Source organism: Marinobacter maroccanus (genome assembly GCF_002933275.1).
Classification (GTDB): Bacteria; Pseudomonadota; Gammaproteobacteria; order Pseudomonadales; family Oleiphilaceae; genus Marinobacter; species Marinobacter maroccanus.
The window spans coordinates 92,870-117,455 of the sequence record NZ_PSSX01000004.1; the positions used below are offsets into that span (position 1 = coordinate 92,870).

Consider the following 24,586-nt stretch of genomic DNA (forward strand, 5'->3'; position numbering starts at 1 on the left):
TCAAGGGCAGGCTTTTGATCATCGCCTGAGTGTGCCTATACTCGGGGGATCAGACACCCAGGAGACCGGACAATGAAGGCATTTTTCCATCACGCGCAGGATGAGCACATTCCACAGACGTACTTTACCCGGGGACAGATGCGCCAGCCCCAGGAGATTCCCGCTCGAACCGGTGAAATGCTGGGCGGACTCAAGGAAATGGGTATCTCTGTGCTGCAGCCTGCGGACCAGGGTGCGGGCCCGATCTCGAAAGTTCACGATCTGGGTTACCTGCGTTTTCTGGAATCCGCCCATCGGCGCTGGAAACAGATGGACGACTGGGGCGATGAGGTCATCTCGAATATCTTTGTCCGTTCCCCCAATCACCTGACTGGCATTCTGGCCGAGGCAGCCCGATACCAGGCCGATGGTAGCTGTCCGATTGGCGAGCACACCTGGCATGCCGCCTACTGGTCGGCCCAGAGCGCGCTGGGTGCCGCCGACGCGCTGATTGCCGGTGACCGTACTTCGTACGCGGTCTGTCGCCCGCCGGGGCACCATGCCCGCCGTGATGCCGCCGGAGGTTTCTGTTACCTCAACAATGCCGCCATTGCCGCTGAGCACATGAAAGCCCGGTTCCCCAGGATCGTGATTCTGGATACCGACATGCACCATGGTCAGGGCATCCAGGAGATCTTTTACGACCGTAGCGATGTGCTCTACATTTCAATCCACGGCGACCCCACCAACTTCTACCCGGTAGTCACCGGCTTTGAAAACGAGCGGGGCGAGGGAGAAGGCTTCGGCTACAACATCAATATGCCTATGCCCCACGGCTCAACGGAAGAGGATTTCTTCGCGAAACTGGACGAAGCCCTGGCAGCCATCAAACTTTACCAGCCGGATGCCCTGATCCTTGCTCTCGGTTTCGATATCTACAAGAACGATCCCCAGGCCAAGGTGTCGGTATCCTCCGAAGGCTTCTGCAAACTCAGCACCCACGTGCGTCAGCTGGGGCTGCCAACGCTGGTGGTGCAGGAAGGCGGGTACGATCTGGACGCCCTGAGCGAGAACGTCCAACAGTTTTTCAAGGGTCTGGCAGGCTGAGGTTTCAGGCGGCGGGCACGTAGACCTTCACGTTTTCGTGCCCCTCGGCCTTCAGATGCCCGGCATGCATCCGGCTCATGGTGCCTCGGTCGCAATAAAGCAGGTATTGCCGGTTCGCCGGCAGCTCCGGTAGCTGCTGATTCAGCTCGTAGAACGGGATCTGCAGGATTTCGTTATTGGTCAGCTTCAGCGGTGATTGCTCGCCCTCCGAGGGGTGGCGCACGTCGATGATCACATCATTCACCGATGGCGTTTGCACCAGCTCCACTTCCTCAGGCGTCACGGTCGTCTCCAGCAACCGGTTCACCGGCGTCTCCTCCCGGGCCTGAATCGCGCTGGCAAGCACCGAAGCGTCCATCAGTGCCTCATCTTCCTCCACGCGGTGCAGTTTGGCTCTGGTGGCAGGCTTCTGGGAGATTACGCCACAGTACTCGGGCATGTTGCGGGCATAGACTTCGGTGCCAATTTCCCGGGCGATGCGGATGATGGATTCCTTGTCCATGGACACCAGAGGTCGCAAGACCACTTCATCACTGGCCCTGTCTACCACGTTGAGGTTGCTCAGGGTCTGACTCGATACCTGGGCCACTGCATCGCCGGTTACTACGCCGACTGCGTTGTTCTTGCGGGCAATCTCGGCAGCCGCCATAAGCATCTGGCGTTTGAGCACCACCCCCCAGTGACGGTGATTCACCGATCGCATGATTTCGGCAACCACGCCCTCGAAGGGTACCGAGATAAACTTGGCGCTGTGGGAAGCGCCATAACGGTCCCAAAGGTAGTGCACCACCTGGCGCACACCCACCTCATGGGCAGTGCCTCCCAGGTTGAAAAACAGAAAATGACTGCGAAGGCCGCGACGCATCATCAGGTAGGCGGCCACGGAGGAATCGTACCCCCCGGAAATCAGAGTCAGCACGTTTTCGACACTGCCCAGCGGATAGCCGCCCAATCCCCGGTGCTTGCGGTGGGCGATGTGGTACTGATCGCCATGGACCTCAATCCGCACTTCAACCTGGGGCGATTTCAGATCAACCCCCCTGGCCTCCGATGCCTGCATCAGGGCGGCGCCCACCGTCCGTTCCAGATCAATGGAGCGGAAGTTGTGCTCACCATGACGACGGGCCCTTACCGCGAATGTTTTGCCGTTCAACCGGTCAGCGAAAGCTTCAACGGCTTTGTCGGCAACATCTTCGAGGCTGATAAACGGAAACGCCCCGATTTCCTGAATCGTGGAAATGCCCGGTATGCGCAAAAGCGCCTCCAGGGCAGGGCCTGACAGGCCCCGGTTGTCAGGCACCTCTACATCCACCCGATCCCAGCTGCCTTCCACGCGAATTTCAGGATCCAGCCGTGCCAGCAATTTTCGGATGTTCTGCCGCAGGTGACGCATCTGCTGACGACGGACAGGTTTACTCTTGATGGCAACTTCTGGAGCGGGACGGATAAGCAGTTTCATAAATCGGAATTTTGTCGGGTGGCGTATTGTACAGAAAGGCCTTAGTCTACCCTTTTGACTGCGTGCCTCAAAATCGGGCATTTCCGCAACACTCAGGAGTTTCACCGTTAATGCAGGAAACCACCATCAATGCCCTGGTCTCCCCCGAGGGCAGCCTTGAAATTCTCTCCAATCACGAGGTCAACCGCCTCAAGGACCGCAGCGAAGGCGGTCTCTACCGGCTGTTTCGCCAGTGCGCCCTGGCGGTTCTGAATACCGGGGTAGAAACTGATGACTGTCAGGCATTGATGGAATCCCATGCTGACTTTGATGTCCGCCTGGTACCGCAGCCCCGGGGCCTGAAACTGGAACTGATCAACGCGCCCGCACATGCGTTCGTTGACGGACAGATGCTTCGGGCCATCCGTGAACACCTGTTCTCGGTCCTGAGGGATATTATCTACTCCCATTCAATCCCCCAGTCAGCCGCAGGTTTCCGGAGGGACGACCCGGAAGACCTGACCAACTATGTTTTCCACATTCTTCGCAATGCCCGGGTGCTTGAGGCCGGGCGGCAACCGGATCTGGTGGTGTGCTGGGGTGGCCACTCCATCGGACACGATGAGTACCAGTACAGCAAGGAAGTGGGTCATCAACTGGGTCTCAGGGCTCTGAGCATCTGTACCGGGTGTGGTCCGGGGGCAATGAAGGGGCCCATGAAAGGCGCCACCATTGGCCACGCCAAGCAGCGGGTAAAAGACGGCCGCTACATTGGCATCACCGAGCCGGGCATTATTGGTGCGGAGGCCCCCAACCCCATCGTCAATGAACTGGTGATCATGCCCGACATTGAGAAACGCCTGGAAGCCTTCGTCCGCTGTGGTCACGGCGTCATTGTGTTCCCCGGCGGTGTCGGCACCGCTGAGGAAATTCTGTACCTTCTGGGCATCCTGCTGCATCCGGACAATGCCGATCTGCCCTTCCCGGTGGTGTTTACCGGCCGGCAGGAGAACGCGGAATATTTCGAGATGATCGACAAGTTCATCCGGAACGCCCTTGGGGACGAAGCCGCGAGCAAATACGAAATCATCATCGACGATCCGGTGCGCGTGGCCCAGACCATGAAGAAGGGCATGAAAGAGGTAGAGACGTTCCGGCGCGCCATGCAGGACGCCTATTACTTCAACTGGATGCTGAAGATTGACCCGGTGTTCCAGTTACCTTTCGAGCCAAATCACAACAACATGCGGGCGCTGGAGCTGCACCGGGACCAGCCCGTACACCTGATCGCCGCGAATCTGCGCAAAGCCTTCAGTGGCATCGTGGCAGGGAACGTCAAGGAGGGTGGTATACGGCAGGTTCAGGAGAAGGGGCCGTTCGAAATTGCCGGTGACCCCAGCCTGATAAAACCGCTTGAGGCCATGCTTGAGCAGTTTGTAGCCCAGAATCGCATGAAGCTGCCGGGCTCCTCGGCCTACAGACCGAGCTATCGCATCGTCAGCGGAGCGGCCTGAGCCGCCTCGCTGACACTGTAGAGCTTACTTGCCGCCGTCTGCGGGAAGACTGGCGTAATAGGCCGCCAGATTGGCGATATCCGTGTCACTCAAGGCAGCAGCCTGACCCTGCATGATCGCGGCTTGGCCACCAGAACGCTGCTTGTTCTTGTACGCCTTCAGGGCCGATACCAGGTACTGCTCATTCTGGCCCGCCAGATTCGGATAGGTCGGGATCTGCGCAAGACCATTCTGGCCGTGGCACGCAGCACAGACCGCAGCCTTGGCCTTGCCAGCTTCGGCATCCGCGGCAGAGACTACTGCAGGTACAGCAGCGCCAAGCGCAAAAATTCCCGCAACAGCGTAGTGTTTCAGATTCATTGTCATTACCCTCTCATCATCGTTTTCAAGATTTTCAGACCGGTTCGGAAGCCGGACAGTAAACTGACTAGCACTTATAGCACAGAGCCGGGGAACCTCAAATGCGATAGGTCAAGGACGTCTTTTCGACGTTCGTCCTCTTTTCTGTTCTGGCTAATAAGGTGAAAGTACGTTCGATTCCGAATCCAAGATTGTTTTAATTCTCCGGAGATATCGTCAATGTCTGTAGAGGCCCAGGAACTTGCCTGTCGCGAAGGCCATATTGGTGTTCTGACGCTGAACTCCCCAGGCACGCTCAACGCACTTTCCGAGCACATGATCGAGCAGATCCAGGAAATCCTTGACCGCTGGGCCGACGATGACCGGATCTGCATCGTGGTGATTCAGGGGGCGGGCGAGAAAGCCTTCTGCGCCGGCGGTGATATCCGGGAACTTTACGATACCATGCTCACCTCCCGGGACCGGGAAGAACCAGCGCGCGTTTTCAACCGCGAATACCGGATGGACTACAGCATTCACCGGTTCCCGAAACCTGTGCTTGGCATTGCCCACGGCGTGGTGATGGGCGGTGGACTTGGCGTATTTGCCGGCTGCCGGTATCGGCTGGTGACACCAGATGTCACCCTGGCAATGCCCGAGATCACCATCGGCCTGTTTCCGGATGTGGGCGCCAGTTGGTTTCTGAAAAGGTTGCCCGGCCGACTCGGCCTGTTCATAGGGTTGACCGGTGCTCGCCTGAACGTAAGCGATGCACTTCGGGTCGGCCTTGCGGACATGGCCATTCTGCCGGAAGACCGGGGCCGTCTGCTGGACCGACTGGCGTCGGAACGCTGGACCGGGCAAACCGCTGCCGACGACAACCGCCTTTTCCGCTTGCTCAATCAGGTTCAGACACCGGATTACCGGGCACTGCCACCCAGCCATCTTGCAAAACACGAACAGCGGATTGCCCGGCTGAGCGCCGGCGATGAACTGCCGGAGATCGTCGATCAGCTGCTCACGGCGGAGGTGGACTGCGACTGGTGGCATGCCTGCATGAACACTTTGAGAACCGGATGCCCCGTGTCGGCCTGGCTGGTCTGGACACAACTACAAAAAGCACAGCAGATGTCCCTGAAGGACGCATTCCGAATGGAGCTGGCGTTGGTCTCGGAATGCATCCGCCGGCCGGACCTGGCCGAGGGCATACGAGCCTTGGCCATCGACAAGGATCGCCAGCCAAAATGGAGTTACCCGACGATTGCCGATGTACCAGAGGATGTCGTTGCGGCCCATTTCACCCCGGAGTGGGATGACGAAACCGATCCGATGGGGCTGGAATAGCGTTCGGGAACTAGAGTTGCGCGCCCGCCTGCACCAGCAGCATTTCCAGATCCCGGTTATTGGTGGCCCGGGCGATGTCCAGCGCGGTCTGGCCGTCCCTGGCCCGGTAATTCACATCGGCCCCGGCCGCCACCAGCCTTTCTGCGGTCAGCAAATCTCCATTGGCCACGATTTTCATCAACAGGGACTCACCCCCCTGGCTGACATTGACGTTGGCACCGGCTGCCACCAAAACCTTCACCACCGACAGATGGCCGTTCTCTGCAGCCCGCATGACGGGGGTATAGCCGTTCCGGTCACTGGTGTTTACATCGGCACCAGCAGACAACAACAACTGCACGCGCCGCTTTTCACCATCCCCTGCGGCTGAAATCAGAAGTGCATCCGCCTCGGCGAGAGCCTCGGGGCTCAGAGCAACCGGTTGGTTCGGGGAAGCGCAGGCAGACAGGAAAGCAAGAAGCGGAAGCAAAATTAGCAAAAAACGGAGGGCGCCGGTTCCCTTGGCCATAACAAACAGTCTCTGAGAAAGAATACGGGGGCCTATTCTGGGCAGACACCGACGGAAATTAAATCGAGCGAGTCACAAACCCGGGCCATCCTTCAGAAGATCACGAACCACTTGCCGCAGACGATCTTCGCCTTCTCTCTGGCCCAGACAGAGTCGGTCGTCCTGCAGCGAGGACCAGGGCCGCCCCTGAAGAACACCCTGGCACCACAGCGGAAGCTCTTCACGGCTCTTCAACCACGCCATGATCCCCGGCCCCTGACTCAGCTTCCGCAACACTGGCACCATTACCCGAAAGCCCCGGTGGCCATTGGCAAAATGGCGAAGATCCCGCAGATCATCAGCATCCAGCGCCGGCCCCGGAGGCAGGTCAGCCGTGATCGCCGCGAGCATTTCCGGCTCCAGCCCCGGCCAGTTGTCCGGCACCAGGGTAAGCCAGTGGCCAGACAGTCGGGTGCGGATACGTCCTTCCATTTCCTGGCCGGGCTGCGAGATGCCTTTGATCATCTGCAACGGATACTCACCACTGGAAGCCTCCTGTTGCAAACCCACCCTGACGACATGGAGACTGCAACTCTGCCAGAAGGCCAGCAGGTCGGCGCTGCCACCAAAACTGGTGCCGAGGTAATCTACACCCTGCTTGGCGGCATACGCCTGTGCAGCCTCCACCAGGCACCTGCCAATACCTGACCGCCGGGCGTCGTCTGATATCGCAATGCGGACAACCCGGAGAGCCTTCAGGGCGGCGGCTTCCGGGTAGCCGCTGTGACTGGCCAGCGATTGCGGCAGCAGATGCCCGCGAATGCGACGGGTACCCAAGCTGACCTGTTCAGCCAGCTCAGGCGAAAGCCCACCTTCAAGCGCACACCAGAGTATTCCAACCGTCCGGTCGCCAATCCGCGCCCGCCAGGTCCGGGCAGCAGTGTCGTCCAGCCATTGCCGAAGATCTGCAGGGCTGGTGCGATAATGGGCATCCACCAGCAAACCAAAGGCGTTGGACAGCGGCTCATCACCGGCGGTTGCCGGCTGCCAGGGTTCGATGACCAGTTCCCCGGTACTGCTTTCGGTTTTGGCGGCTGAACCACTGCCATCCGCGGCCAGCAGAAAGAGCCGGGAGATAAGGGCTTCCAGTGGATCACCCCCGGCCCAGCGCACCGGCTCGGTCAGCGTTACCGACTGCCAGTGAGGCGTTGATTGCTCCAGAACCTGTCGAAAGCGAATGGCGAAACCGCGGCCGGCGCCTTCGTAACCATGCACCGTGGTGGCAAACGCTACCCGGGGCCAGCCCAGCAGAACCGATTTCAGGAGCGGTGCCGGAATCGCTGCTGCCTCATCCACCAGGACCACCTCGGCTTCCGGTCGCAAAGCCAGTAATTCGCGCACCGGAACAAATCTCAAGCGGCCACCTGATCGAGTGGTCAATATCCGGGGACTGGCTTCGTCCAGCTTTTCTGCGAGAGCCTCGCGGGCGTGGCGGAACAGGGTATCTACGTTCTGTTCCGACGGCGCGGTGACGACGATTTCCTGCCTGCCTTTCTCGAGCAATTCCGCTGCCGCCATACCCAGAGCCGCGGACTTGCCCCGGCCCCGGTCTGCCGTGACAACCAATGGTCGGCGTCTTCGGCCCAGACCAAACCGGACCAGGCGCTGAACCAGTTGTTCCTGGCCACGGGTTGTTCCGATTCGGAAGCTTTGCTCCGGTACGGGGGGCATGGCCGGCAAGGGCGATGTCGCACTGCCGGTGGAGATGCGAATCACGGCGTCATGGTCGGCAAGAATGTCGGCCATCCGGGCAGCGAAGGGATGTGCCCCGCCATTGTCCAGACCGGTTCTGCGGTAATCCGGGTCGGCAAACCGGTGCCACTCAGCCAGCGGCGGCATCAACCAGAACAGCAGGCCGCCGGCGGTCAATGCCCCTGAGAGGGCCGCGAAGGCATCCGGTGGGTTTCCTTGCCAGCCATCCCAGATAATCATGGAAACTTCACGGCCGAGCCATTGCCGGGCCTCTGAGACCGCAATGGGGGTCAGTCGAGGATCAGGGCTCTGATCTGCCGGTCCGGTCCAGACGCCGGTTTGAAGTTCGAGCTCAGGTAGCAGGCCCGAGAGCCATCTGAGGTTGTTTTCCCGATTGCCCTCCAGCAGAACCAGACGGCGTTCGCCTCTGGCGGCAAGGCTGGCTTGCAGCTCGCGCCACGCCGCCGTATCCGGCTCAGCTTCGGTTCCTGGGTGGCTCATCAGCTAAGGTCGGCACCGTGGGCTTTGAGGTCGTCGAGGGCGCACTTTTCCAGGGCCGCCTGATGAGTGGCACGCAGGCGCACCCGTGGCGCGCTGCCGGCTTCAAAGGCTTCCTGCCAGCGGGCGGCGCACAGACACCAGCTGTCGCCCGGCTTCAGTCCCTCAAAGCCAAATTCTGGCCTGGGGGTGCTGAGGTCGTTGCCCTGGGCTTTGGAGAATTCGAGGAATTCGGCAGTGACTACGGCGCAGACGGCGTGCAGGCCAAAGTCATCGGGGCCGACATTGCAGCAGCCATCGCGGTAGAAGCCGGTAATCGGGTCTTTGCCGCAGGTTTCCAGTTTTTCGCCCAGTACGTTTACGGATTCTGCTATTTCCATTTTTCCAGACCTTCAAGTTTCGGAGGCAGTAAGTTGGGATAAGCCTTTCCAAAACACGCTCCTTGCGGCACATCCATGTGGCGCTTGGGCTCCGCCATCCATGGCTCCGCACAGTTTTGGAAAGGCTTATCCCAACTCACTGTCGTACCTGTGAGTTATAGTCCAACAGCCATAATGAGGACTTTCAATTATGCGGCAGCGGTATCCGCTCTACCAGCGGGCCGTTACAATACCGGCCATGCCGACCGAACCCCAAATTTCTGATACCAGCAACCTTCCGGATTACCTCACCGATGAACAGCGGGCGATTATTACCGCCGGCTATGAGCATTCGGTGATTACCGCCGTGGCCGGCAGTGGCAAGACGTCGACGTTGGCGTGGCGGATTCGGTATCTGCTGGAACAGGGGCATGATCCGGACCGGATGCTGGTGCTGATGTTCAACCGCAGCGCCCGGGTGGATTTCGAGCGCAAGCTGCAGGAGGTGTGTGCTCAGAGTGGGCTGGCGTTGCCGGAGATCCGGACCTATCACGCCATGGGCTTGCGGCTGTACAAACGATTTGTGCGGGAGGGCTATCTGCCGGGGTTTTCCGACAAGATTCTGACCGAGCAGGAGATCAGTTTTCAGGCCTGGCAGTTAACCCGTCGGCTGGCGCCGGAGGATCTGGCGGATGAGATACGGCGCAACAAGAAGGATTTTGTCGAGACGGCGACGGGGTTTATTGATCTGGTGAAAACAACGCTGTCGCCGGCTGAGATCGTGTTTGAGGAGCTGGGGTATTCGGACAAGCACAAATACCTCATCGATCTGTTCCACAGTTTTGAGCAGTGGCGTAAGAACCAGGGGCGGATCGGTTATGCCGACATGCTGTACGAGCCGGTGATGGCGATTCACCAGAATCCGCCGTTACAGCGGCTGGTGGGCAACAAGATGGATCTGATTCTGGTGGATGAGTACCAGGACACCAATGAGATCCAGCATCTGCTGTTGCGCTACGTGGCCGGGGACCGGGCCCGGGTGACGGTGGTCGGGGACCCGGACCAGACGATCTACGAGTTCCGGGGTGCGAAGCCCGAGTTTATCCTCAAGCGGTTCAGCGATGAGTTCGAAAGCCCGCTGGAGCAGACCCTCAGCTATACCTTCCGTTATGGCCACCGGGTGGCGCTGCTGGCGAACCACCTGATCTGCCACAACACCGGGCGCAAGGATGTGCTTTGTCACTCCCATCCCACAACCCCCGGGACTGAGATCACCCTGCATAGGGCGGAGAGCGATGCCGATACGGTGCTGCAGATTCTTCAGGGCCAGTCGGAACCGGCTCTTGCAGGGACGGCCATTCTGTTCAGAGTCTGGAGTCAGAGTGTTCCTATTGAGCTGAAGCTGCTGGCGCGGCAGATTCCCTACCGCATTGATGCCGGCAAGGGCGCCCTGTTCAGCCGGGAGGTGCAGGCGATTACCGCGTTGCTGATGGTGGTGACCGGCAAGCTTGAAAACCTGCCGGACGAGGATCGGCTGGAACTGGCTCGGCAGTTATTGCGTTTTCCCCACGTTGGCTTGAAAGAGCCCGAGCTTGAGCAACTGGCACGGTTCCTGGCGGGGTTTTCCGGCGGCTGGCACGAGCGGTTGCTGGCGATGGATTTCGACGCTCTGGCCCCAATGGCGGCCCGTAAGTTGCGGAAACTGGGCGAGGTGCTTGCTCAACTTCGCAGCTATGGGGGTCCGGTTGCAGGGCTGATCAGTGTCTATGCCGAGCATACAGATCTCTATGAAGGCATCCGGAGCCTGGCCCTGACCCATGAAAGCGCTGAAGAACGCATTGATACCGTGCAGGGGTTCCGGCAGTACCTGAAAAGCCTGGATGTTACCGCCGAAGGCGCGCTGGAGCATCTGAAAGCGCTGAAGCAACAAGCGGGCGAAAAGCAGCAGGGGGGCGTTTTGCTCTCGACCATTCATCGCACCAAAGGTCTGGAATGGCCGACGGTGATTATTCCCGGCCTGCAGGAGAAATACCTGCCCTACAGCCCGCGGCCCCAAGACGATGCCAGAGGATTCCTGGAGAGCGAACGGCGGCTGCTCTATGTGGCCATGACAAGAACCCGCCAGCAGCTGCATCTGATTACCCGCCCTGCCAGCAAGCAACCGCATCTGGACGGCGACCTGGGCCCAAGCCGGTTTGTGGAGGAATTCTGCTTCGGGCTGGCCGAGGAGTTCGGGCGCTGGCTGGACGAGCGAATCCCGGCCGAGACTTCAATCATCCGCCTGACCGCGCCCCTCACGCCGGTCAGCCAGCGCTATGCCGACCGGGAGAACGTCACTCTGGAAGGCCAGGCGGCAACATCTGCAAATTCGATGGAACCACTCTGGCATCAGAAGCGTCTAAGCCACGCCATTTTTGGCCCCGGCTTGGTGGTTTCCGAGGATGGAAGCTCGTTCGAAGTACATTTCGACAACGGCGAAATCCTCAATTTCAGCAAGAAGAGCGCTCACCTGTATTTTACGGCTCTGGCCTGAAACGACTTCCGGCACGTAAAGGTCAACTGGGTACAATTGCGGACGTAACAATCCGTATCATTTTTTTGTCTTTTTTGGCCTACTAGCCTAAATTCCGAGTATACAAGCACTTTTCATGAGGAAGTGCGGTACCACAACGACAATGAACAGGAGGTTCTGCATGAACGTCATGCGTCCAATTTCCGCGGCCGTCCTGGCCGCCACTCTGGCAACCCCGGCCATCGCCGACCGTCAGGAAACCGTCTACATCAACCCGTTTGCCGCTTTCCAGCTGTTTGACGACAAGCGCGATCTGAGCGAGACCGGCACCTTCGGGGTTGGTGTTGAATACCGCTTCCGCCCCCACTGGTCAGTTGAGGCGCTGTACTCACGCGCCGATGCCGATCGCAAGTACGTGGCCGGCGAATCCGAGTTTGAAGAGATCAGGGTCGATGGTACTTACTACTTTGCCGGCCCGGACGAAGCCTGGAACCCATACGTATCTCTGGGCGCCGGCCATGCAGACTTCGGCACAGATCCCCTGGGCCCCAGAACAGCCGGAAGCAATCATGACGAAACCCGCGTGAACGTGGGTACCGGCTTCCGCTACAACGTAAGCGACGCCGTATCACTGCGCGGCGACCTCCGTGAGTTCCACGGCATTGACGAAAGCACCTTCGACACCCAGGTTTCTCTCGGTATCAGTTTCGCCTTTACCCGGACCATCGCGCAGGCCGCACCTCAGCCCATGGATTCCGACAGTGACGGTGTTCCTGATTCCCGGGATCAGTGTCCCGGCACGCCTGCAGGAGTTGCCGTTGACAGCACCGGTTGCGAACCAGATGGCGATCGCGACGGCGTAGTAGATCGCCGCGACGACTGCCCGAACACGCCTCGTGGTGCCGAGGTTGATAACCGTGGCTGCGAACTGGACAGCGATAACGACGGCGTTGTGAACAGCCAGGACCTGTGCCCCAACACTTCGGCGGGCGCCCAGGTGGATGCCTCCGGCTGTGAGGGTGTGGTTGAAACCATCGAGACCTTCACCATCGAAGTGCAGTTCCCGACCAACAGCTCTGTCATCGGGAATACCTTCGATTCAGAGATTCGTCGGGTGGCTGATTTCCTGAATGAGAATCCTGAAACCATCGTGGAAATCGCCGGCCATTCCGACAGCCGCGGCGCTGCCGACTACAACCGTGCACTTTCCCAGCGCCGGGCCGAAGCCGTTGCCGGTCGCCTGACCGGGCCACTGGGTGTTGATCCGTCACGGGTGAACGCCGTGGGTTACGGTGAGGAAGCTCCAATCGCTTCAAACAACACTGCGGAAGGCCGCGCTGCCAACCGCCGGGTTGAAGCGCGCATTCAGGTTCGCCGTTAAATAACGGTCGCTACCTGAATGAATTGAAAAGGCGCCTGCGGGCGCCTTTTCTGTTTCTGACAATACGCGAGGAACCGATGCTCAGAGCCTCCGCCCTGATCTTTACCCTCTCTGTTCTGGCCGTACCGGCACAGGCCCAGGTTTTTCGCTGCGAAAAGGACGGCAATACCGTCTTCGCCGACCAGCCTTGCGGAGAGGACGCCGAATCGGTTGAGTTACGGGATAACCGCATTGGCGGCAGTTTCAATCAGAACCTGCCAGCGCAGGAGGCACCTGATCCCCAGAAACAGGCAGAAGAGCCGGAACCGGAAGAAGAGGCCGGCAGCTGCCGGTTTATCAACTCCACCGATTTACGCCGTTATCTGGTTCGGGAGCAGGTGGTCCGGGGCATGACCCGGGAGCATGTTCGCAGGGCCTTCGGCAATCCGCCTGAAACCTACACCAGCCCGCAGGAAGTCTGGATCTACCAGACCCGCTATTACGGTGCGCTTTATGAGCTGACCTATGTGTATTTCAGGGACGGCTGTGTTGAACGGGTGGAGTACCGGAAACCCTGACTGCATCCAGCAGCAGATTACGGGGCGTCAGCGCCCGGTCGCAGAACTGACCGAGTTTTACGCGATAGCCTTGTTCTTCCAGGAAGATCGCGTAATCCAGCACCATCCAGAGTTCCAGCGGCCGCCGGAACAGGTGCCGGACCAGCTCATGGCGGCGGACCTGCGCCAGCCGACGCTCGCCAAACGCCAACCAGAAATCAAAGTCGACCGTTTCGGGTAGCTCCAGCTGCTTTTTCGCCGCCGCCCAATGACAGAAAGCCGGAAAGCCTTCGCTCAGCAGCCGCGCGGGATGAGAAGGCACCGGAAGATAGTCGTCACGCCCTCGCAGGGAACGCTGCAGACCATCAAACCCGAGCCGCCACTGGCTGATTCGTTGAGTCTGCTCGCGCACTCGCGCCGGCGCCGTTACCGTTTCCTGAACCGCCAGCCGCAAGTCATTTCGGCCCGGTTTCAGCACCTTCTGATAGGCCGATGCCCGCCTGGAAATAGGCCGGTAAATGTCCTGATCGGTCAGGTGGTAGCAGCAAGGAGAAAAACTCAGCCTTGGCAATCCGGCCTCGCTGCCCCGTTTCAGCAGCTGCCGATGCAGATCGCCGCAGGCGTGGAGGGCAACGCCGTGGTAACTGTCAGGAAGCGCCAGATCGGAGGCCATGACATCCTGGCAGGCGATCGATACCCGATCCCCGAAGTGTCGGGCCAGTCGGTTTCCGTCATGCACCAGCTCCGGGTTCCACTCGAAACCCTGTATCTCACCGGAGCAGAGCGGCGCCAATGTCCGGGACAGATGGCCCTTGCCGCAACACCAGTCCAGGGCGGAATGCTCCAGTGGCGCCAGTGCGGCGGCAAAGGCACCCGACTGCAGTCGCTTCCGGCCGGGCATATCTGTGGCCCGGATTTCCGGCAGGGTGACCTTTGATACCTCCTCGGCTGACGGCAAAAGCTCCGGCAGTTGCACCATATCGGCATAGCCTTCCAGGGACGGCAACCACCGGGATGCCCGGGCCGCCAGCTCCACCGGGGCGTCATCCAGATGCCGGCATTCGGCATCGGTAAGCTCCGCCAGCATCGCGGTCAGTTCCGGATAACGTTTTGCCCAGGCCGGCTCCGGTGTCATGAACGGCGCGGGCTGCCAGAACTCCCGGTGCTGTACCAGCCAGTCGTTCAACTGCTGCCATCGCTGGTAAAAAGATTCCGCGCCGTGGTGTAAACTCGCCGCCGGAGGTAACGTCATGCAACTGGCCTTTGTACTTGTTGAACCCAAGGTTCCGGAAAATGTCGGAGCGGCCGCCCGCGCCCTGTGCACCATGGGCTTCGGTGAGCTCTGGCTGGTCAATTCCGACCTGCACACCCGCCCGGAAGCCCACTGGCTGGCCCACGGCAGCGACCACATCCTGGACAATGCGCGCATTTTCCCCGATCTGGCAGCGGTAAGAAACTCCGTAGACCTGCTGATGGGCACCTCCGCCAAGACGCGGCATCAGCGCCAGGATTGGCACACACCCTCAGGCTTGCGGGAAGTATTGGCTACTAAGGGCTCATCCGTGGCCACGGCCGCCCTGGTATTCGGGCGTGAAGACCGGGGCTTATCGAACGATGAACTTGCGTTGTGCGATCTGCTGACGGGCATTCCCATGAAGGTCGCTTACCCCTCTCTGAATCTCGCCCAGTCCGTAATGCTCTACGCCTGGGAAATGTCGGGGCTTGCAGAAGCGATGGATAACCAGCCTGAGCCTACCGACGAAAATCGTCTTGGCGCCCTCCGCGGTCGGCTCGAAACCTTGCTGCCGGGACTGGATACACCGCCTGAGGGAAAGCTGTCCCAGTGGGTTTTTGAGCGACTGCCGTTGTTGTCTGATCGGGATATCGGGTTTGTTCATACGCTTTGCTCGAACATTGAGCGCACGGTTTACTCTCAGGCGCGCTCAGCTTCTGAGAAAGAGCCGGACGGATAAGCCCTCCCGGGATACGCTGTGAATACCTCCCTGTACGCTCGACGAAAACATCCATGTTTTCGACGATCCCGGGAAGGCTTATCCGTCCGGCTCCCGGGCCTTTTACGCGCTCCTAGCTATAGAAACTATTCCTGAAATCTTCCCGGGCGGAAGGCGTCCAGGCAAAGGATGGGATCCTCGCCATCGATCACCTGGGCAATGAGGTCTGCACTGCCGGCGGACAGGGTCCAGCCGAAGGTGCCGTGGCCGGTGTTGAGGTAAAGATTCTCACGGGGGCCTCGCCCGATAATAGCCGGGCCATCGGGGGTCATGGGGCGAAAGCCGGTCCAGGTTTCTGCGGCGTCGAGGTCGGCACAGCCGGGGAAACGGGACTCGACGGATTTCCGGATCGTCGCCAGCCTCGCCTCCGGAATATCCCGATTGAAATCCGCCAGCTCGACGAAACCCGTAGCCCGTAGTCTGTTCCCCAGACGGGTGGAAACCACTTTGTAGTTGTCGTCGTGAATGGTCGATGCCGGACCGCGTTCAGGGTCTTTCATCGGGACCGTCAGGCTGTAGCCTTTCACCGGATAAATAGGCAGCTCCAGACCCATAGGCTGCACCAGATGGTTGGACCAGCATCCGGCGCTGATTACGAAGGCATCAGCTTCGAGCGTTTCCATCGTGCCTTCGCCGGTTCTGAGCGAAATGGCACTGACCTTGTGGTCATCAGCAATCAGCTTTTCCGCTTCCACGTTGTAGCGGACCACCACACCTTTTGCCTCGCAGGCTTTCGCCAGCTCCCGGGAGAACTGATGACAATCCCCGGTGCCGTCGGTGTCGTAGCTCAGGGCACCGTAGAGCGGGCCGTTGCCGACCATACCGGGTTCGGCCTCGCGCACCTGTTCCGGAGTGAGCAAACGGGAAGGGATGCCCAGCTCGTTCAGCAACTCATGGGTAACCCGGTAGCCTTCCAGTGCCTCCGGGGTGCTGGCCAGGTGCAGCAGGCCCTGATGGTCTCCGTCGAAGGCAAGATCAAGCTCCTTTTCCAGAGCCAGAAACCGTTCCCGACTGTGGATGCCCAGGCGCAACATGGCCCGGCGATTCAGTCCGAACAGGCCCGGCGACCAGGCGTAACGGAGGGTGGCGAACATGAATTTCAGCGTTTCCACGGACGGCGGAAACCGCAGTTTCAAAGGGCCGTCCTGCTTGAGGATCCAGGGTATCGCCTTGAACACCATCGAGGGATCGGCCCAGGGGTAGACCACGCCATAGGATCGCTGGGCCGCGTTGGCCTTGCTGGTCTCGTTGCCGGCCAGTGAATGGCGCTCCAGCACAGTCACCTGGTGGCCCCTGCGATTCAGCTCGTAGGCCGTGGTCATTCCCACTACGCCGCCACCGACTACAACAATGTGCATGCATTCCTCCACTGCGTTTATTTCACACCATTCTTTGCCAACAGGCGTCGGTATTCTTTCAACACGTTTTCATCTTCTTTCGGGTAGTCCGGCGCCAGTTGCTTCAGCTGTTCCGCCAGTATCGCCGCAACAATGGCACGGGCCTGAGGTTTCCGGTCACCCGGCACGATGAACCAGGGCGCATCTTCTGTATGAGTCGCGGCCAGGGCCTCCTCTGCGAAAGACTCGTACTGGCGGCGTTTCTCCCAGCCATCGATGTCAGATTTGTCGAACTTCCAGCGTTTCCGGGGTTTGTCCAGGCGTTTCAGGAGGCGCTGACGGTGTTCATCTTCCGAAAGGTTGAGCCAGATCTTGATGACCGTGGTGCCCTCTTCCACGAGATGATGCTCGAAGTTCCGGATGGAGCGGTAACGGTTCTCCCAGTTATAGCTGTCGGGCTCATGGACCGGCCATACCCGCTCGGCAATCACCGCCTCATGATGGCTGCGATTGAATGCAACCATCTCGCCAAAGCCAGGCAGAAAGGACGTGACCCGCCAGAGAAAATCATGGCGGGTTTCGGCACCCTTCGGCCGGCTGAACGACCAGGCATGGAAACCGGCGGGGTCCGCAAAGGTCGCCAGGGTTCGGATCAGGCTGTCCTTGCCGCTGGTATCCGGGCCGTGGGTGACCAGCAAAACCGCCCTGGCCTGATTGGCCCAGAGCCGGCGCTGGTATTCACCGATCTGTTCCAGGCTGGCCTCAAGACCGGGCAGCTTCGCTTCATCGCTGTCCAGTAATGTCGGGTAATCCCGGAACCGAGGCTTTCCGGGGTCGAAAAGGAACGAACTGGCAAACGCCGACAGCTTCATCAAGGTGCTCCGTGCAACTCCCTATGGAGGTAATACAGGTCAACAATCGCACAAGCTGGTAAACTTGCGAGAACGAATTCACAGAATAGCAGCCTGGACGCAGGTTGCGATGGAGTGTAGTACCCGGCAATGAGTAAAAAACGTCGCGAGATTCCCGTATTCGATCACCCGATCATTGAAACCCACTGTCACCTGGATTACCTCAAGGACCGCCCGTTGGAGGAAACCCTTGAGCAGACACAAGGGGTCAATATCGAGAAGGTGATCACCATTGCGGTGTCCCCGGACAACCTTGCCAGGGTACGCGAACTCAGCCAGGTAGCACCCTGGGTGTATGGTACCCAGGGCATCCATCCCCACGATGCCGAAAGCTATTCCGACGACGTGGAAGCAGAAATCCGAGCCCACGCACGGGATGAGAAGATCGTTGCCGTGGGCGAAATTGGTCTGGACTACTTTTACGACAACGCCGACCGGGACGTGCAGCGCGAGGTATTCCGGCGTCAATTGCAGATTGCCTGTGACACGGATCGGCCCGTGGTTATCCATAGCCGTGAAGCGGACGAGGACACCATTGCCATCCTGGGTGAGTTTGAGGATACCCTCAAACGCCGGGGCGTGATCCACAGCTTCACGTCCGGCCCGGGGCTTGCCCGATATGCTCTGGATCAGGGCTGGTGCCTGGGTTTCAACGGCATCACCACGTTCAACAAGGCCGAGAATGTACGGGATATCGTGCGTATGGCGCCGATTGAGCAGATTCTGCTGGAAACCGACTCACCCTTCCTGACCCCGGTACCCTACCGCGGGAAGGAAAACGCACCGTTTTACCTGCCCTTTGTCGCCGAGAAAATTGCGGAGGTGAAAGAGCTGCCTCTGGAAGAGGTGATTGGTAAGACGTATCAGAACAGCCTGAGGACGTTTTTCCCCGGCGAATGATCAAACGCGTCCCCATCTCCGCACTCAAGGTCGGCATGTACATAACCGACCTGAACAACGACTGGATTCCCCACAACACCCAGCGCAAGCGGGGTGTGATCAAAAAAGAGGAAACCATAGAGAAAATCCGCCGTATGGGGGTGGAATTCGTTTACATCGATGCCTCGAAAGGCCTTGATACCCAGGATGCCGAAACCGCCGCGGAAGTGGATCGCCGGAACGAGTCGGCCCTGCAACAGGCGGGGGAACTGACGCCGGGCCTGCGGCCCCATGTTCCGCTCGATGAAGAAATGGTGATTGCCCAGCAGGTTCACAGTCAGGCTCAGGGGCTGGTGGGCGAATTCATGAATCACGCCAAGGTTGGCGGTGCCATTGATGTGGCCCCCATCCATCAGCTGGCGGACGAACTGCAGCATTCCGTGCTCCGGAATGCCAACGCCCTGAGCTGTCTGGGACGAATCCGGGAGAAAGACAATTATCTGCTGGAACACTCGGTCAACCTGAGTGTGCTTATGTCCCTGTTCGGCAATTACCGGGGTCTGTCTTCCGATGTCCTGCACCAGACCATCGTGGGCGCCCTGCTCCACGACCTGGGCAAGATCCTCACACCCGATGAGATCCTGCACAAACCCGGTCGCCTGACCGCCGAAGAGTTCGAAGTGATGAAGCTCCACGCCCGTCACTCACGGGACATTCTTGCCACCACCGAGGGCATTGGTGAGCTCACTGTCATTACGGCGGCGCAACATCATGAGCGCCTGGACGGCACGGGCTACCCGGAAGGCCTGAAGGGCGACGAGATCTCGGAATACGGTCGCATGGTCGCGATCAGCGATGTCTACGACGCCATCACGGCAGACCGGGTCTACCATAAGGGCATGACGCCGACACAGGGCCTGAAAAAGCTTCTGGAATGGAGCGGCAGCCATCTTGATCCGGTTCTGGTCAAACAGTTTATCCGCTGCCTGGGCCTTTATCCGGTGGGCTCTCTGGTTCTGCTGGAAAGCGGTCGTCTTGGCGTGGTGGTCGAGGCCAACGAAAGTGATCAAAGACTGCCAACCGTGCGGGTGATGTACCATACCAAATTCCGCATGCCTATCACGGTGGATACCATTGATCTCGCCAAGCCGGGCACTCAGGACCGGATTCTTCGTGCCGTGGATCCTGAAACCTACAAGATCGATGTCCGGAAATTCCTGCTCTGACCACAAATAGCATCCCTCGGGTACTCTGCTAAGCTCAAAGGGACTTATTCCAGATCGATAGCTCGCACATGATCGCAACGCTTTTTCAGGTTCTCGGCGGCCTTGCCCTGTTTCTTCTGGCCATGGAAATGATGACCGACGGATTGAAGAGTGCGGCAGGGCATCATTTGCGCCATATGCTGGGCCACTGGACCAAGACCCCCTTGCGCGGCCTGGCGGCCGGGTTTCTCATCACCGGAATTGTTCAGCACTCGGGCGCGGTGACCGTCGCCACCATCGGTTTTGTAAACGCCGGTCTGTTAACCCTGGCACAGTCCCTGGGTGTTATTTTCGGCTCCAATATCGGCACCACCATGACCGGCTGGCTGGTGAGCCTGGTCGGTTTTGGCTTCAAGATCGAAGCCTTGGCTTTACCGCTTCTGGCTACGGGTGTCGGCGTAAAGATGATCAGCCGAAATCCGAGAAACCGGTCTCTGGGCCAGGCACTGGCAGGATTTGCCCTGTTTTTTCTGGGTCTTTCAATCCTGAAATCGTCTCTGGAAACGCTGGCGGGTGGCCTCGACAGCAACGTTTTGATGGATTCCGGCTACGGGCTGCCCACGTTCGTTCTGATCGGCTTTCTGGCGACCGTTCTGACTCAGTCCTCCAGCGCTTCACTGGCAATCGTACTGACCGCAGCCGCAGGCGGACTGATACCACTAAACAGTGCGGCAGCAGCGGTCATCGGCGCGAACCTCGGCTCGACATCAACAGCCGCTCTGTCTGCCCTCAAAGCAACCGCCAACGCCCGCCGGCTGGCCATCGGCCACATCCTGTTCAACGCGGTCACGGGTCTTATTGCCCTGCTCGTTCTGCCCATTATGCTCTGGGTGGTGGCATTGCTTGCAGACTGGCTGACACTTGATGCCAACGTCGCGGTATCCCTGGCCCTTTTCCATACCCTGTTCAATGTCCTCGGGGCATTCATCATGCTGCCCTTCATACCACAATTCGCACGGTTTCTCGGGCGGCTGTTTCGCAGTAAGGAAGAAGACAACGCCGAACCCAGGTTCCTGGATAACACTCTGGTAACCACCCCGGAACTGGCCATCGGCGCTGTGGATCAGGAAATGAAACGGCTGATCGGACTCACTCGGGGACTTTTAAGGGTGTGCCTCGACCGCGAAGATCTTCAGCCAACCCAGATTCGCCCCAAATCCGAGGCCTGTCGCAACCTCAATGATGCAATCACCGATTACATTTCGAAGCTGCGCGCCGAAAAGATGCACCCGACCACAGTAGATGCCCTCACCGAGACCATACGAACCTGTCGTTACCTGACCGAGGCGCAAGGGTTGGCGCCTGCCCTACTGCAGTTGCATGAAGCAAGAAGGCTTGGCCAACTGGCTCCGCTTGCCCAACAAATGGATGAATACACGGAGCAGTTACGGACTCTTCTGGAGGCTGGCGAACCCGCGCCTACCACCTTTGCCGATACTGAAAAAACGTACCATATGCTCAAGTCGCGTATGCTCGCGATGATCGTGAGAGGTGAGTTTTCGGCCATCGCCGGGGAGCGCACCCTTGATACGCTGAGCTCTGTGCGCAGATTATTGGACCAGTGGCAAAAATCGCTAGCCTGGCAGCCAGCAACCGAGCTGCTCAATGGGGATGTTCACGCAAAAGGCTCAGCGAACCGGACATAGCGGTTACGGCCCTCGTGCTTGGCCTGATACATGGCCTGGTCCGCCTGCCGCAACAGCTGGTCTCCATCCAGATCCCCGACTTGCGGGAACAGCGTGTAGCCGATACTGGCCGAGACCTCGACGCTGTGATCGGCGACCCAGACCGGTTCTGCCACCCGGGCCAGCAGACGAACCAACAAGCTCTCCAGGGATGCGTCATCCTGAACGTTCATGACAATGGCCGCGAACTCGTCACCGCCCAGCCGCGCCAGAGTGTCTTCTTCCCGGAGTTCCGCACGCATTCGGGTTGCGATCTCGACCAGCAGTTGGTCGCCCGCCTCATGGCCAAAGGCATCATTTACCGGCTTGAACTCATCCAGGTCAATGTAAACCACCGCCAGTTTGCCACTCTGTCGCCGGGTCAGCGCCATGGCCTGCTGCAATCGGTCGGCAAACAGGACCCGGTTTGGCAGTCCCGTCAGGGCATCGTAGTGAGCCATGACCCGCAGCTTTCGTTCCTGCTCTTTGAGCCGGCTGATGTCACTGAAAATACCGACAAAATGCGAGATCTCGCCATGATCGCTACGAACACTGCTGAGGGTCACCGCCAAAGTGATCGGCTCACCATCGTTCCTTATACTTGCGAATTCACCAGACCAGAAACCCTGGGAACGGGCACTGGCGAAAATGCCGGTGCCCTCATCCACCGGCAAGGGGGGCAGACGCCCAATGGCCCGATTGCGTGGCCGACCGGTAATCGCCAGGTAGGCATCGTTGGCATCAATCACGATGCCGTGATTATCGGTAATGAAAATGGCCTCGCGGGCATATTCGAATACGCTCGCTGCCAGGCGCTGGCGCTGTTCTGCCCGTTTCCGCCGGGTGATGTCGTACAGTGAACAGAGAATTAACGCTTCCGGCTCATCCTCGGTGTGCACAGGGGCCATAGTCAGCTCAACCCAGACTTCGGTGCCGTCAGAGCGGTTCAGTACCCATTCGCATTGCTCGACCTGACCCTCCGATACCCGGGCCAGCATGGGCGCCAGTTTCTGGCGGGAGATCTGACCATCGGGCTGGTATTCGGGCGAAAAGACCGCCAGATCCTTGCCAATCAACGATTCACTGGAGGTGTACCTGAGCAGATCGACAGAAGCCCGGTTCGTATCGCTGAAAAGGCCGCCCTGGATCAGTAATGCCGCTTGCGGCCAACTCCGAATCAGCTGGCGCAGACGCCTCTGTTCCGAGGCCAGCTGTCTCTTGCTCCTGCCCAGCCATAGAGAGGTGGCAACCAGCAGCATCACCAGGATCAGTATGGTAAAAACCCAGAGCCGATACTGGTGCAAAGCATCGACCCAGGTCAGTTGCGGCACCTGATCGTAAGGCGGAACGCGCAGCGTCCGTGCCAGGTATTCGACGGACTGGTAATCCGCGGGCGGCGAAAAGCCGGCAATGCCAACCGCCAGCGCAACATCATCTTCCGGTTCGATGGCAAAAAGCGCCGACGCAATCCTTCGCACAGCCCGCTCATTCACATGGGGCAACGCCACCAGGGGCCATTCCGGGTAAAGACGGGTTGAAACAACATAGGGGAAACCAGCCAGCCGCTGACGGTTCAGAACCTTCACCCTGGTAAACAGATCAGGGTCCGTCTGCGCCAGCTGTTCCAGAATGCTGGTGCGGATGAAACCCACGTCGGCATCACCTGACAGTACTGAGCGAACAACCCGGTCATGAGTGCCCAGAAAGCGAATCAGGTTCACTCGCCGGATATCAATACCGGCGTCCAGAAGTTCCAGAACCTGGGTCTGGTAGCCACCCAGGAAATGAACACCGGGCGAGGCAATCGTCTTGTCACGGACATCAGCAAGATGCTCAATGTCGTTACGCCCTGCCCTGGTAAAAATCACGCCACCAAGGCTCGCGGTCGAGGATTCGCCGGATCGTCTGACCAGGGTAGCCAGCACACCGGTCAGACTTCGCTCGCTGCGGATCAACAGAAAATGACTGGGGTTGGTGAGAAAAAGGTCCAGCCGGTTGGCGGCGATCGCCCGGCTCATATTCTCCTGGTTGAGGACCTCCAGCCTTATACGGATCCCGGTTTCCCGGGACAGATGGTCGGCCAGGGGCTGGTAGCGTTCCTGAAGTACATGGTCTGGCCGGTAGGCAAATACGCCCAGAGTCAGTGTCTCATCAGCATTGACTTCTGCAATCGCCAGCAACTCCGTGGCAATCAGCAGCAACAGGCTGAAAACACAGCGCCGAACGTTCAAGGGACCCTCGTTGGCAGAAACGAAGGATCTGACAAACGCTCGATGCCCGGGTTCCGGTCAATCATGCCCTCGGCAAGCATCAGTCGGGAAAGAGAGTCGGCCATCGTTTCAATGGGGCCGGCTGCTCTGAGGTAACGCTGGTTTGCGGCCAGGTCCGGCAGCATGACGCTGGCGAGCGCCGCCCGGACCTCATCCGGGCTGATCCCCTGACGGGTGGCAATCCGGTAAACCGAGTCGTGCATGCTTCGCACCAGATGCCGGAGACCGGTAAGATGTCCGATTATCAGGTCGCGAACCGCACGGGAATTTCTGTCTGCTGCTTTCCGGGTCACCACCAGCAAATCGAAGATGGTTTCCGGAATGTCGCTACTATCGAAGAGCCTGACGCCACCGGCGTTCTCTATGAGTGAGGCGGTTGGCTCGTAGCACACGGACGCGTCCACGTCACCGCGGGACCAGGCTTGTGCATGCTGGCTCACCGGCAAGTCGACTTTTATCACGTCGCTGGGACCGAGCCCCGCTACCTCAAGGATCTTGAACAGCATAACGCCCGAGACACCATCCAGCTCCACCGCGATCCGCTGCCCCTTCAGGTCAGCCAGTTCAGTAATCGATGGCTTGACCATCAGTGCATCGGCACCCGCAGACACGTCAGCAACGGCGACCACGACCAGTTCCAGCCCTCTCGACCAGACTCGTATGGTTTCATCCAGAGTCAGCGCCGCCCCTTCAAGGGTCCCTGACAGCAGCCCTTCCATGGAATCTTTGGCGGACGTTCCCGGTACCAGCGCAACCGTCTCCGGCAGCCAGTTGAAATCGTCAGCGAGGTAGAGCGGTTCGTAACCAATCCAGGGATGAATGCCGAATTTCAGAGGGCCGGAATCGCTGCAACCCGGCAATCCCGCCGCGGACAGTCCGGCTGCTATCGAAAAACCAAAAAATTCACGGCGTTGCATCAGGATCCGGACCGGGCCAAGACATTAACATTTGTCAATAAACGTTAGTTTACTGTTTCACATATTACCCGTAAAACCGCAGTTT

At 59.2% G+C, this 24,586-nt stretch carries 20 protein-coding genes; 10 read left to right on the plus strand and 10 right to left on the minus strand.

The window, feature by feature from the left end:
* The first annotated feature begins 72 nt into the window (after positions 1-72).
* Positions 73-1,086, plus strand: coding sequence for a histone deacetylase family protein (locus KEHDKFFH_RS06540; protein ID WP_104321169.1), 1,014 nt, complete (start codon positions 73-75; stop codon positions 1,084-1,086).
* Between the two features lie 4 nt (positions 1,087-1,090).
* Here the strand turns inward: KEHDKFFH_RS06540 and thiI are convergent, their stop codons facing one another.
* A complete protein-coding gene (gene thiI / locus KEHDKFFH_RS06545) occupies positions 1,091-2,545 on the minus strand; it encodes a tRNA uracil 4-sulfurtransferase ThiI (protein ID WP_064229695.1) in 1,455 nt (484 codons plus the stop codon).
* Between the two features lie 110 nt (positions 2,546-2,655).
* On the opposite strand from thiI, the gene ppnN reads away from it, so the two are divergent.
* On the plus strand, positions 2,656-4,038 hold the full coding sequence (ppnN, locus tag KEHDKFFH_RS06550) for a nucleotide 5'-monophosphate nucleosidase PpnN (RefSeq protein ID WP_104321170.1): 1,383 nt from the start codon (positions 2,656-2,658) through the stop codon (positions 4,036-4,038).
* A gap of 24 nt (positions 4,039-4,062) precedes the next feature.
* Here ppnN and KEHDKFFH_RS06555 read toward each other — a convergent pair whose 3' ends face one another.
* Positions 4,063-4,398, minus strand: coding sequence for a c-type cytochrome (locus KEHDKFFH_RS06555; protein WP_053113218.1), 336 nt, complete (start codon positions 4,396-4,398; stop codon positions 4,063-4,065).
* Between the two features lie 219 nt (positions 4,399-4,617).
* Here KEHDKFFH_RS06555 and KEHDKFFH_RS06560 point away from each other — a divergent pair, with 219 nt between their 5' ends.
* Entirely contained in the window at positions 4,618-5,721 is a 1,104-nt protein-coding gene (locus KEHDKFFH_RS06560) for an enoyl-CoA hydratase/isomerase family protein (RefSeq protein WP_104321171.1), read from the plus strand.
* 10 nt (positions 5,722-5,731) lie between these two features.
* Here KEHDKFFH_RS06560 and KEHDKFFH_RS06565 read toward each other — a convergent pair whose 3' ends face one another.
* The 3 genes from KEHDKFFH_RS06565 to KEHDKFFH_RS06575 form a co-directional block, all read right to left on the minus strand.
* On the minus strand, positions 5,732-6,229 hold the full coding sequence (locus KEHDKFFH_RS06565; protein WP_104321172.1) for an ankyrin repeat domain-containing protein: 498 nt from the start codon (positions 6,227-6,229) through the stop codon (positions 5,732-5,734).
* 72 nt (positions 6,230-6,301) lie between these two features.
* Positions 6,302-8,461 (minus strand): tRNA(Met) cytidine acetyltransferase TmcA, encoded by a 2,160-nt coding sequence (locus KEHDKFFH_RS06570; protein WP_104321173.1) that lies wholly within the window; start codon positions 8,459-8,461, stop codon positions 6,302-6,304.
* Positions 8,461-8,838 (minus strand): DUF2237 family protein, encoded by a 378-nt coding sequence (locus KEHDKFFH_RS06575; protein ID WP_064229690.1) that lies wholly within the window; start codon positions 8,836-8,838, stop codon positions 8,461-8,463. Before KEHDKFFH_RS06575 ends, KEHDKFFH_RS06570 begins: the two co-directional genes overlap by 1 nt.
* 190 nt (positions 8,839-9,028) lie before the next feature.
* Here KEHDKFFH_RS06575 and KEHDKFFH_RS06580 point away from each other — a divergent pair, with 190 nt between their 5' ends.
* From KEHDKFFH_RS06580 to KEHDKFFH_RS06590, 3 genes are all read left to right on the plus strand, one after another.
* Positions 9,029-11,350 (plus strand): ATP-dependent helicase, encoded by a 2,322-nt coding sequence (locus tag KEHDKFFH_RS06580; protein WP_104321174.1) that lies wholly within the window; start codon positions 9,029-9,031, stop codon positions 11,348-11,350.
* A 160-nt stretch (positions 11,351-11,510) separates the two neighbouring features.
* Positions 11,511-12,710 (plus strand): OmpA family protein, encoded by a 1,200-nt coding sequence (locus tag KEHDKFFH_RS06585; RefSeq protein ID WP_104321175.1) that lies wholly within the window; start codon positions 11,511-11,513, stop codon positions 12,708-12,710.
* A 77-nt stretch (positions 12,711-12,787) separates the two neighbouring features.
* Positions 12,788-13,267 carry a DUF4124 domain-containing protein gene (locus KEHDKFFH_RS06590; protein WP_104321176.1) on the plus strand — a complete coding sequence of 160 codons (480 nt, stop codon included), beginning with the start codon at positions 12,788-12,790 and terminating at the stop codon, positions 13,265-13,267.
* Here the strand turns inward: KEHDKFFH_RS06590 and KEHDKFFH_RS06595 are convergent.
* The gene (locus KEHDKFFH_RS06595; protein ID WP_104321177.1) at positions 13,224-14,498 is read right to left on the minus strand and encodes a methyltransferase; all 1,275 of its coding nucleotides are present in this window, start codon (positions 14,496-14,498) and stop codon (positions 13,224-13,226) included. The two genes, KEHDKFFH_RS06590 and KEHDKFFH_RS06595, sit on opposite strands and share 44 nt — an antisense overlap.
* Between KEHDKFFH_RS06595 and KEHDKFFH_RS06600 the strand changes: the two genes are divergently transcribed.
* Positions 14,497-15,219, plus strand: coding sequence for a tRNA/rRNA methyltransferase (locus KEHDKFFH_RS06600; RefSeq protein ID WP_104321178.1), 723 nt, complete (start codon positions 14,497-14,499; stop codon positions 15,217-15,219). The genes KEHDKFFH_RS06595 and KEHDKFFH_RS06600 overlap by 2 nt on opposite strands.
* Before the next feature lie 125 nt (positions 15,220-15,344).
* Here KEHDKFFH_RS06600 and KEHDKFFH_RS06605 read toward each other — a convergent pair whose 3' ends face one another.
* Complete coding sequence (locus KEHDKFFH_RS06605; RefSeq protein ID WP_104321179.1) at positions 15,345-16,616, minus strand: D-amino acid dehydrogenase; 1,272 nt, start codon at positions 16,614-16,616, stop codon at positions 15,345-15,347.
* 17 nt (positions 16,617-16,633) lie between these two features.
* Positions 16,634-17,467: a polyphosphate kinase 2 family protein gene (locus KEHDKFFH_RS06610; protein WP_104321180.1), complete on the minus strand. Its 834-nt coding sequence runs from the start codon at positions 17,465-17,467 to the stop codon at positions 16,634-16,636.
* Between the two features lie 129 nt (positions 17,468-17,596).
* Here KEHDKFFH_RS06610 and KEHDKFFH_RS06615 point away from each other — a divergent pair, with 129 nt between their 5' ends.
* The 3 genes from KEHDKFFH_RS06615 to KEHDKFFH_RS06625 all read left to right on the plus strand — a co-directional run bounded on the left by KEHDKFFH_RS06615 (position 17,597) and on the right by KEHDKFFH_RS06625 (position 21,296).
* Positions 17,597-18,406: a TatD family hydrolase gene (locus tag KEHDKFFH_RS06615; RefSeq protein ID WP_104321181.1), complete on the plus strand. Its 810-nt coding sequence runs from the start codon at positions 17,597-17,599 to the stop codon at positions 18,404-18,406.
* Positions 18,403-19,611 (plus strand): HD-GYP domain-containing protein, encoded by a 1,209-nt coding sequence (locus KEHDKFFH_RS06620; RefSeq protein ID WP_104321182.1) that lies wholly within the window; start codon positions 18,403-18,405, stop codon positions 19,609-19,611. The genes KEHDKFFH_RS06615 and KEHDKFFH_RS06620 overlap by 4 nt, the downstream gene beginning before the upstream one ends.
* Positions 19,612-19,679: 68 nt before the next feature.
* Entirely contained in the window at positions 19,680-21,296 is a 1,617-nt protein-coding gene (locus tag KEHDKFFH_RS06625; protein ID WP_104321183.1) for a Na/Pi cotransporter family protein, read from the plus strand.
* Here KEHDKFFH_RS06625 and KEHDKFFH_RS06630 read toward each other — a convergent pair.
* Both KEHDKFFH_RS06630 and KEHDKFFH_RS06635 read right to left on the minus strand, forming a co-directional pair.
* Entirely contained in the window at positions 21,266-23,545 is a 2,280-nt protein-coding gene (locus KEHDKFFH_RS06630; RefSeq protein ID WP_104321184.1) for a diguanylate cyclase domain-containing protein, read from the minus strand. The genes KEHDKFFH_RS06625 and KEHDKFFH_RS06630 overlap by 31 nt on opposite strands.
* Entirely contained in the window at positions 23,542-24,501 is a 960-nt protein-coding gene (locus KEHDKFFH_RS06635) for an ABC transporter substrate-binding protein (protein ID WP_104321185.1), read from the minus strand. The genes KEHDKFFH_RS06630 and KEHDKFFH_RS06635 overlap by 4 nt, the downstream gene beginning before the upstream one ends.
* Positions 24,502-24,586 lie beyond the last annotated feature (85 nt).

Bases quoted from the DNA above. Each gene is read 5' to 3' on its own strand.
- KEHDKFFH_RS06540 (WP_104321169.1), top strand. From the start codon at position 73: ATGAAGGCATTTTTCCATCACGCGCAGGATGAGCACATTCCACAGACG.
- thiI (WP_064229695.1), bottom strand. From the start codon at position 2,545: ATGAAACTGCTTATCCGTCCCGCTCCAGAAGTTGCCATCAAGAGTAAA.
- ppnN (WP_104321170.1), top strand. From the start codon at position 2,656: ATGCAGGAAACCACCATCAATGCCCTGGTCTCCCCCGAGGGCAGCCTT.
- KEHDKFFH_RS06555 (WP_053113218.1), bottom strand. From the start codon at position 4,398: ATGAATCTGAAACACTACGCTGTTGCGGGAATTTTTGCGCTTGGCGCT.
- KEHDKFFH_RS06560 (WP_104321171.1), top strand. From the start codon at position 4,618: ATGTCTGTAGAGGCCCAGGAACTTGCCTGTCGCGAAGGCCATATTGGT.
- KEHDKFFH_RS06565 (WP_104321172.1), bottom strand. From the start codon at position 6,229: ATGGCCAAGGGAACCGGCGCCCTCCGTTTTTTGCTAATTTTGCTTCCG.
- KEHDKFFH_RS06570 (WP_104321173.1), bottom strand. From the start codon at position 8,461: ATGAGCCACCCAGGAACCGAAGCTGAGCCGGATACGGCGGCGTGGCGC.
- KEHDKFFH_RS06575 (WP_064229690.1), bottom strand. From the start codon at position 8,838: ATGGAAATAGCAGAATCCGTAAACGTACTGGGCGAAAAACTGGAAACC.
- KEHDKFFH_RS06580 (WP_104321174.1), top strand. From the start codon at position 9,029: ATGCGGCAGCGGTATCCGCTCTACCAGCGGGCCGTTACAATACCGGCC.
- KEHDKFFH_RS06585 (WP_104321175.1), top strand. From the start codon at position 11,511: ATGAACGTCATGCGTCCAATTTCCGCGGCCGTCCTGGCCGCCACTCTG.
- KEHDKFFH_RS06590 (WP_104321176.1), top strand. From the start codon at position 12,788: ATGCTCAGAGCCTCCGCCCTGATCTTTACCCTCTCTGTTCTGGCCGTA.
- KEHDKFFH_RS06600 (WP_104321178.1), top strand. From the start codon at position 14,497: ATGCAACTGGCCTTTGTACTTGTTGAACCCAAGGTTCCGGAAAATGTC.
- KEHDKFFH_RS06595 (WP_104321177.1), bottom strand. From the start codon at position 14,498: ATGACGTTACCTCCGGCGGCGAGTTTACACCACGGCGCGGAATCTTTT.
- KEHDKFFH_RS06605 (WP_104321179.1), bottom strand. From the start codon at position 16,616: ATGCACATTGTTGTAGTCGGTGGCGGCGTAGTGGGAATGACCACGGCC.
- KEHDKFFH_RS06610 (WP_104321180.1), bottom strand. From the start codon at position 17,467: ATGAAGCTGTCGGCGTTTGCCAGTTCGTTCCTTTTCGACCCCGGAAAG.
- KEHDKFFH_RS06615 (WP_104321181.1), top strand. From the start codon at position 17,597: ATGAGTAAAAAACGTCGCGAGATTCCCGTATTCGATCACCCGATCATT.
- KEHDKFFH_RS06620 (WP_104321182.1), top strand. From the start codon at position 18,403: ATGATCAAACGCGTCCCCATCTCCGCACTCAAGGTCGGCATGTACATA.
- KEHDKFFH_RS06625 (WP_104321183.1), top strand. From the start codon at position 19,680: ATGATCGCAACGCTTTTTCAGGTTCTCGGCGGCCTTGCCCTGTTTCTT.
- KEHDKFFH_RS06635 (WP_104321185.1), bottom strand. From the start codon at position 24,501: ATGCAACGCCGTGAATTTTTTGGTTTTTCGATAGCAGCCGGACTGTCC.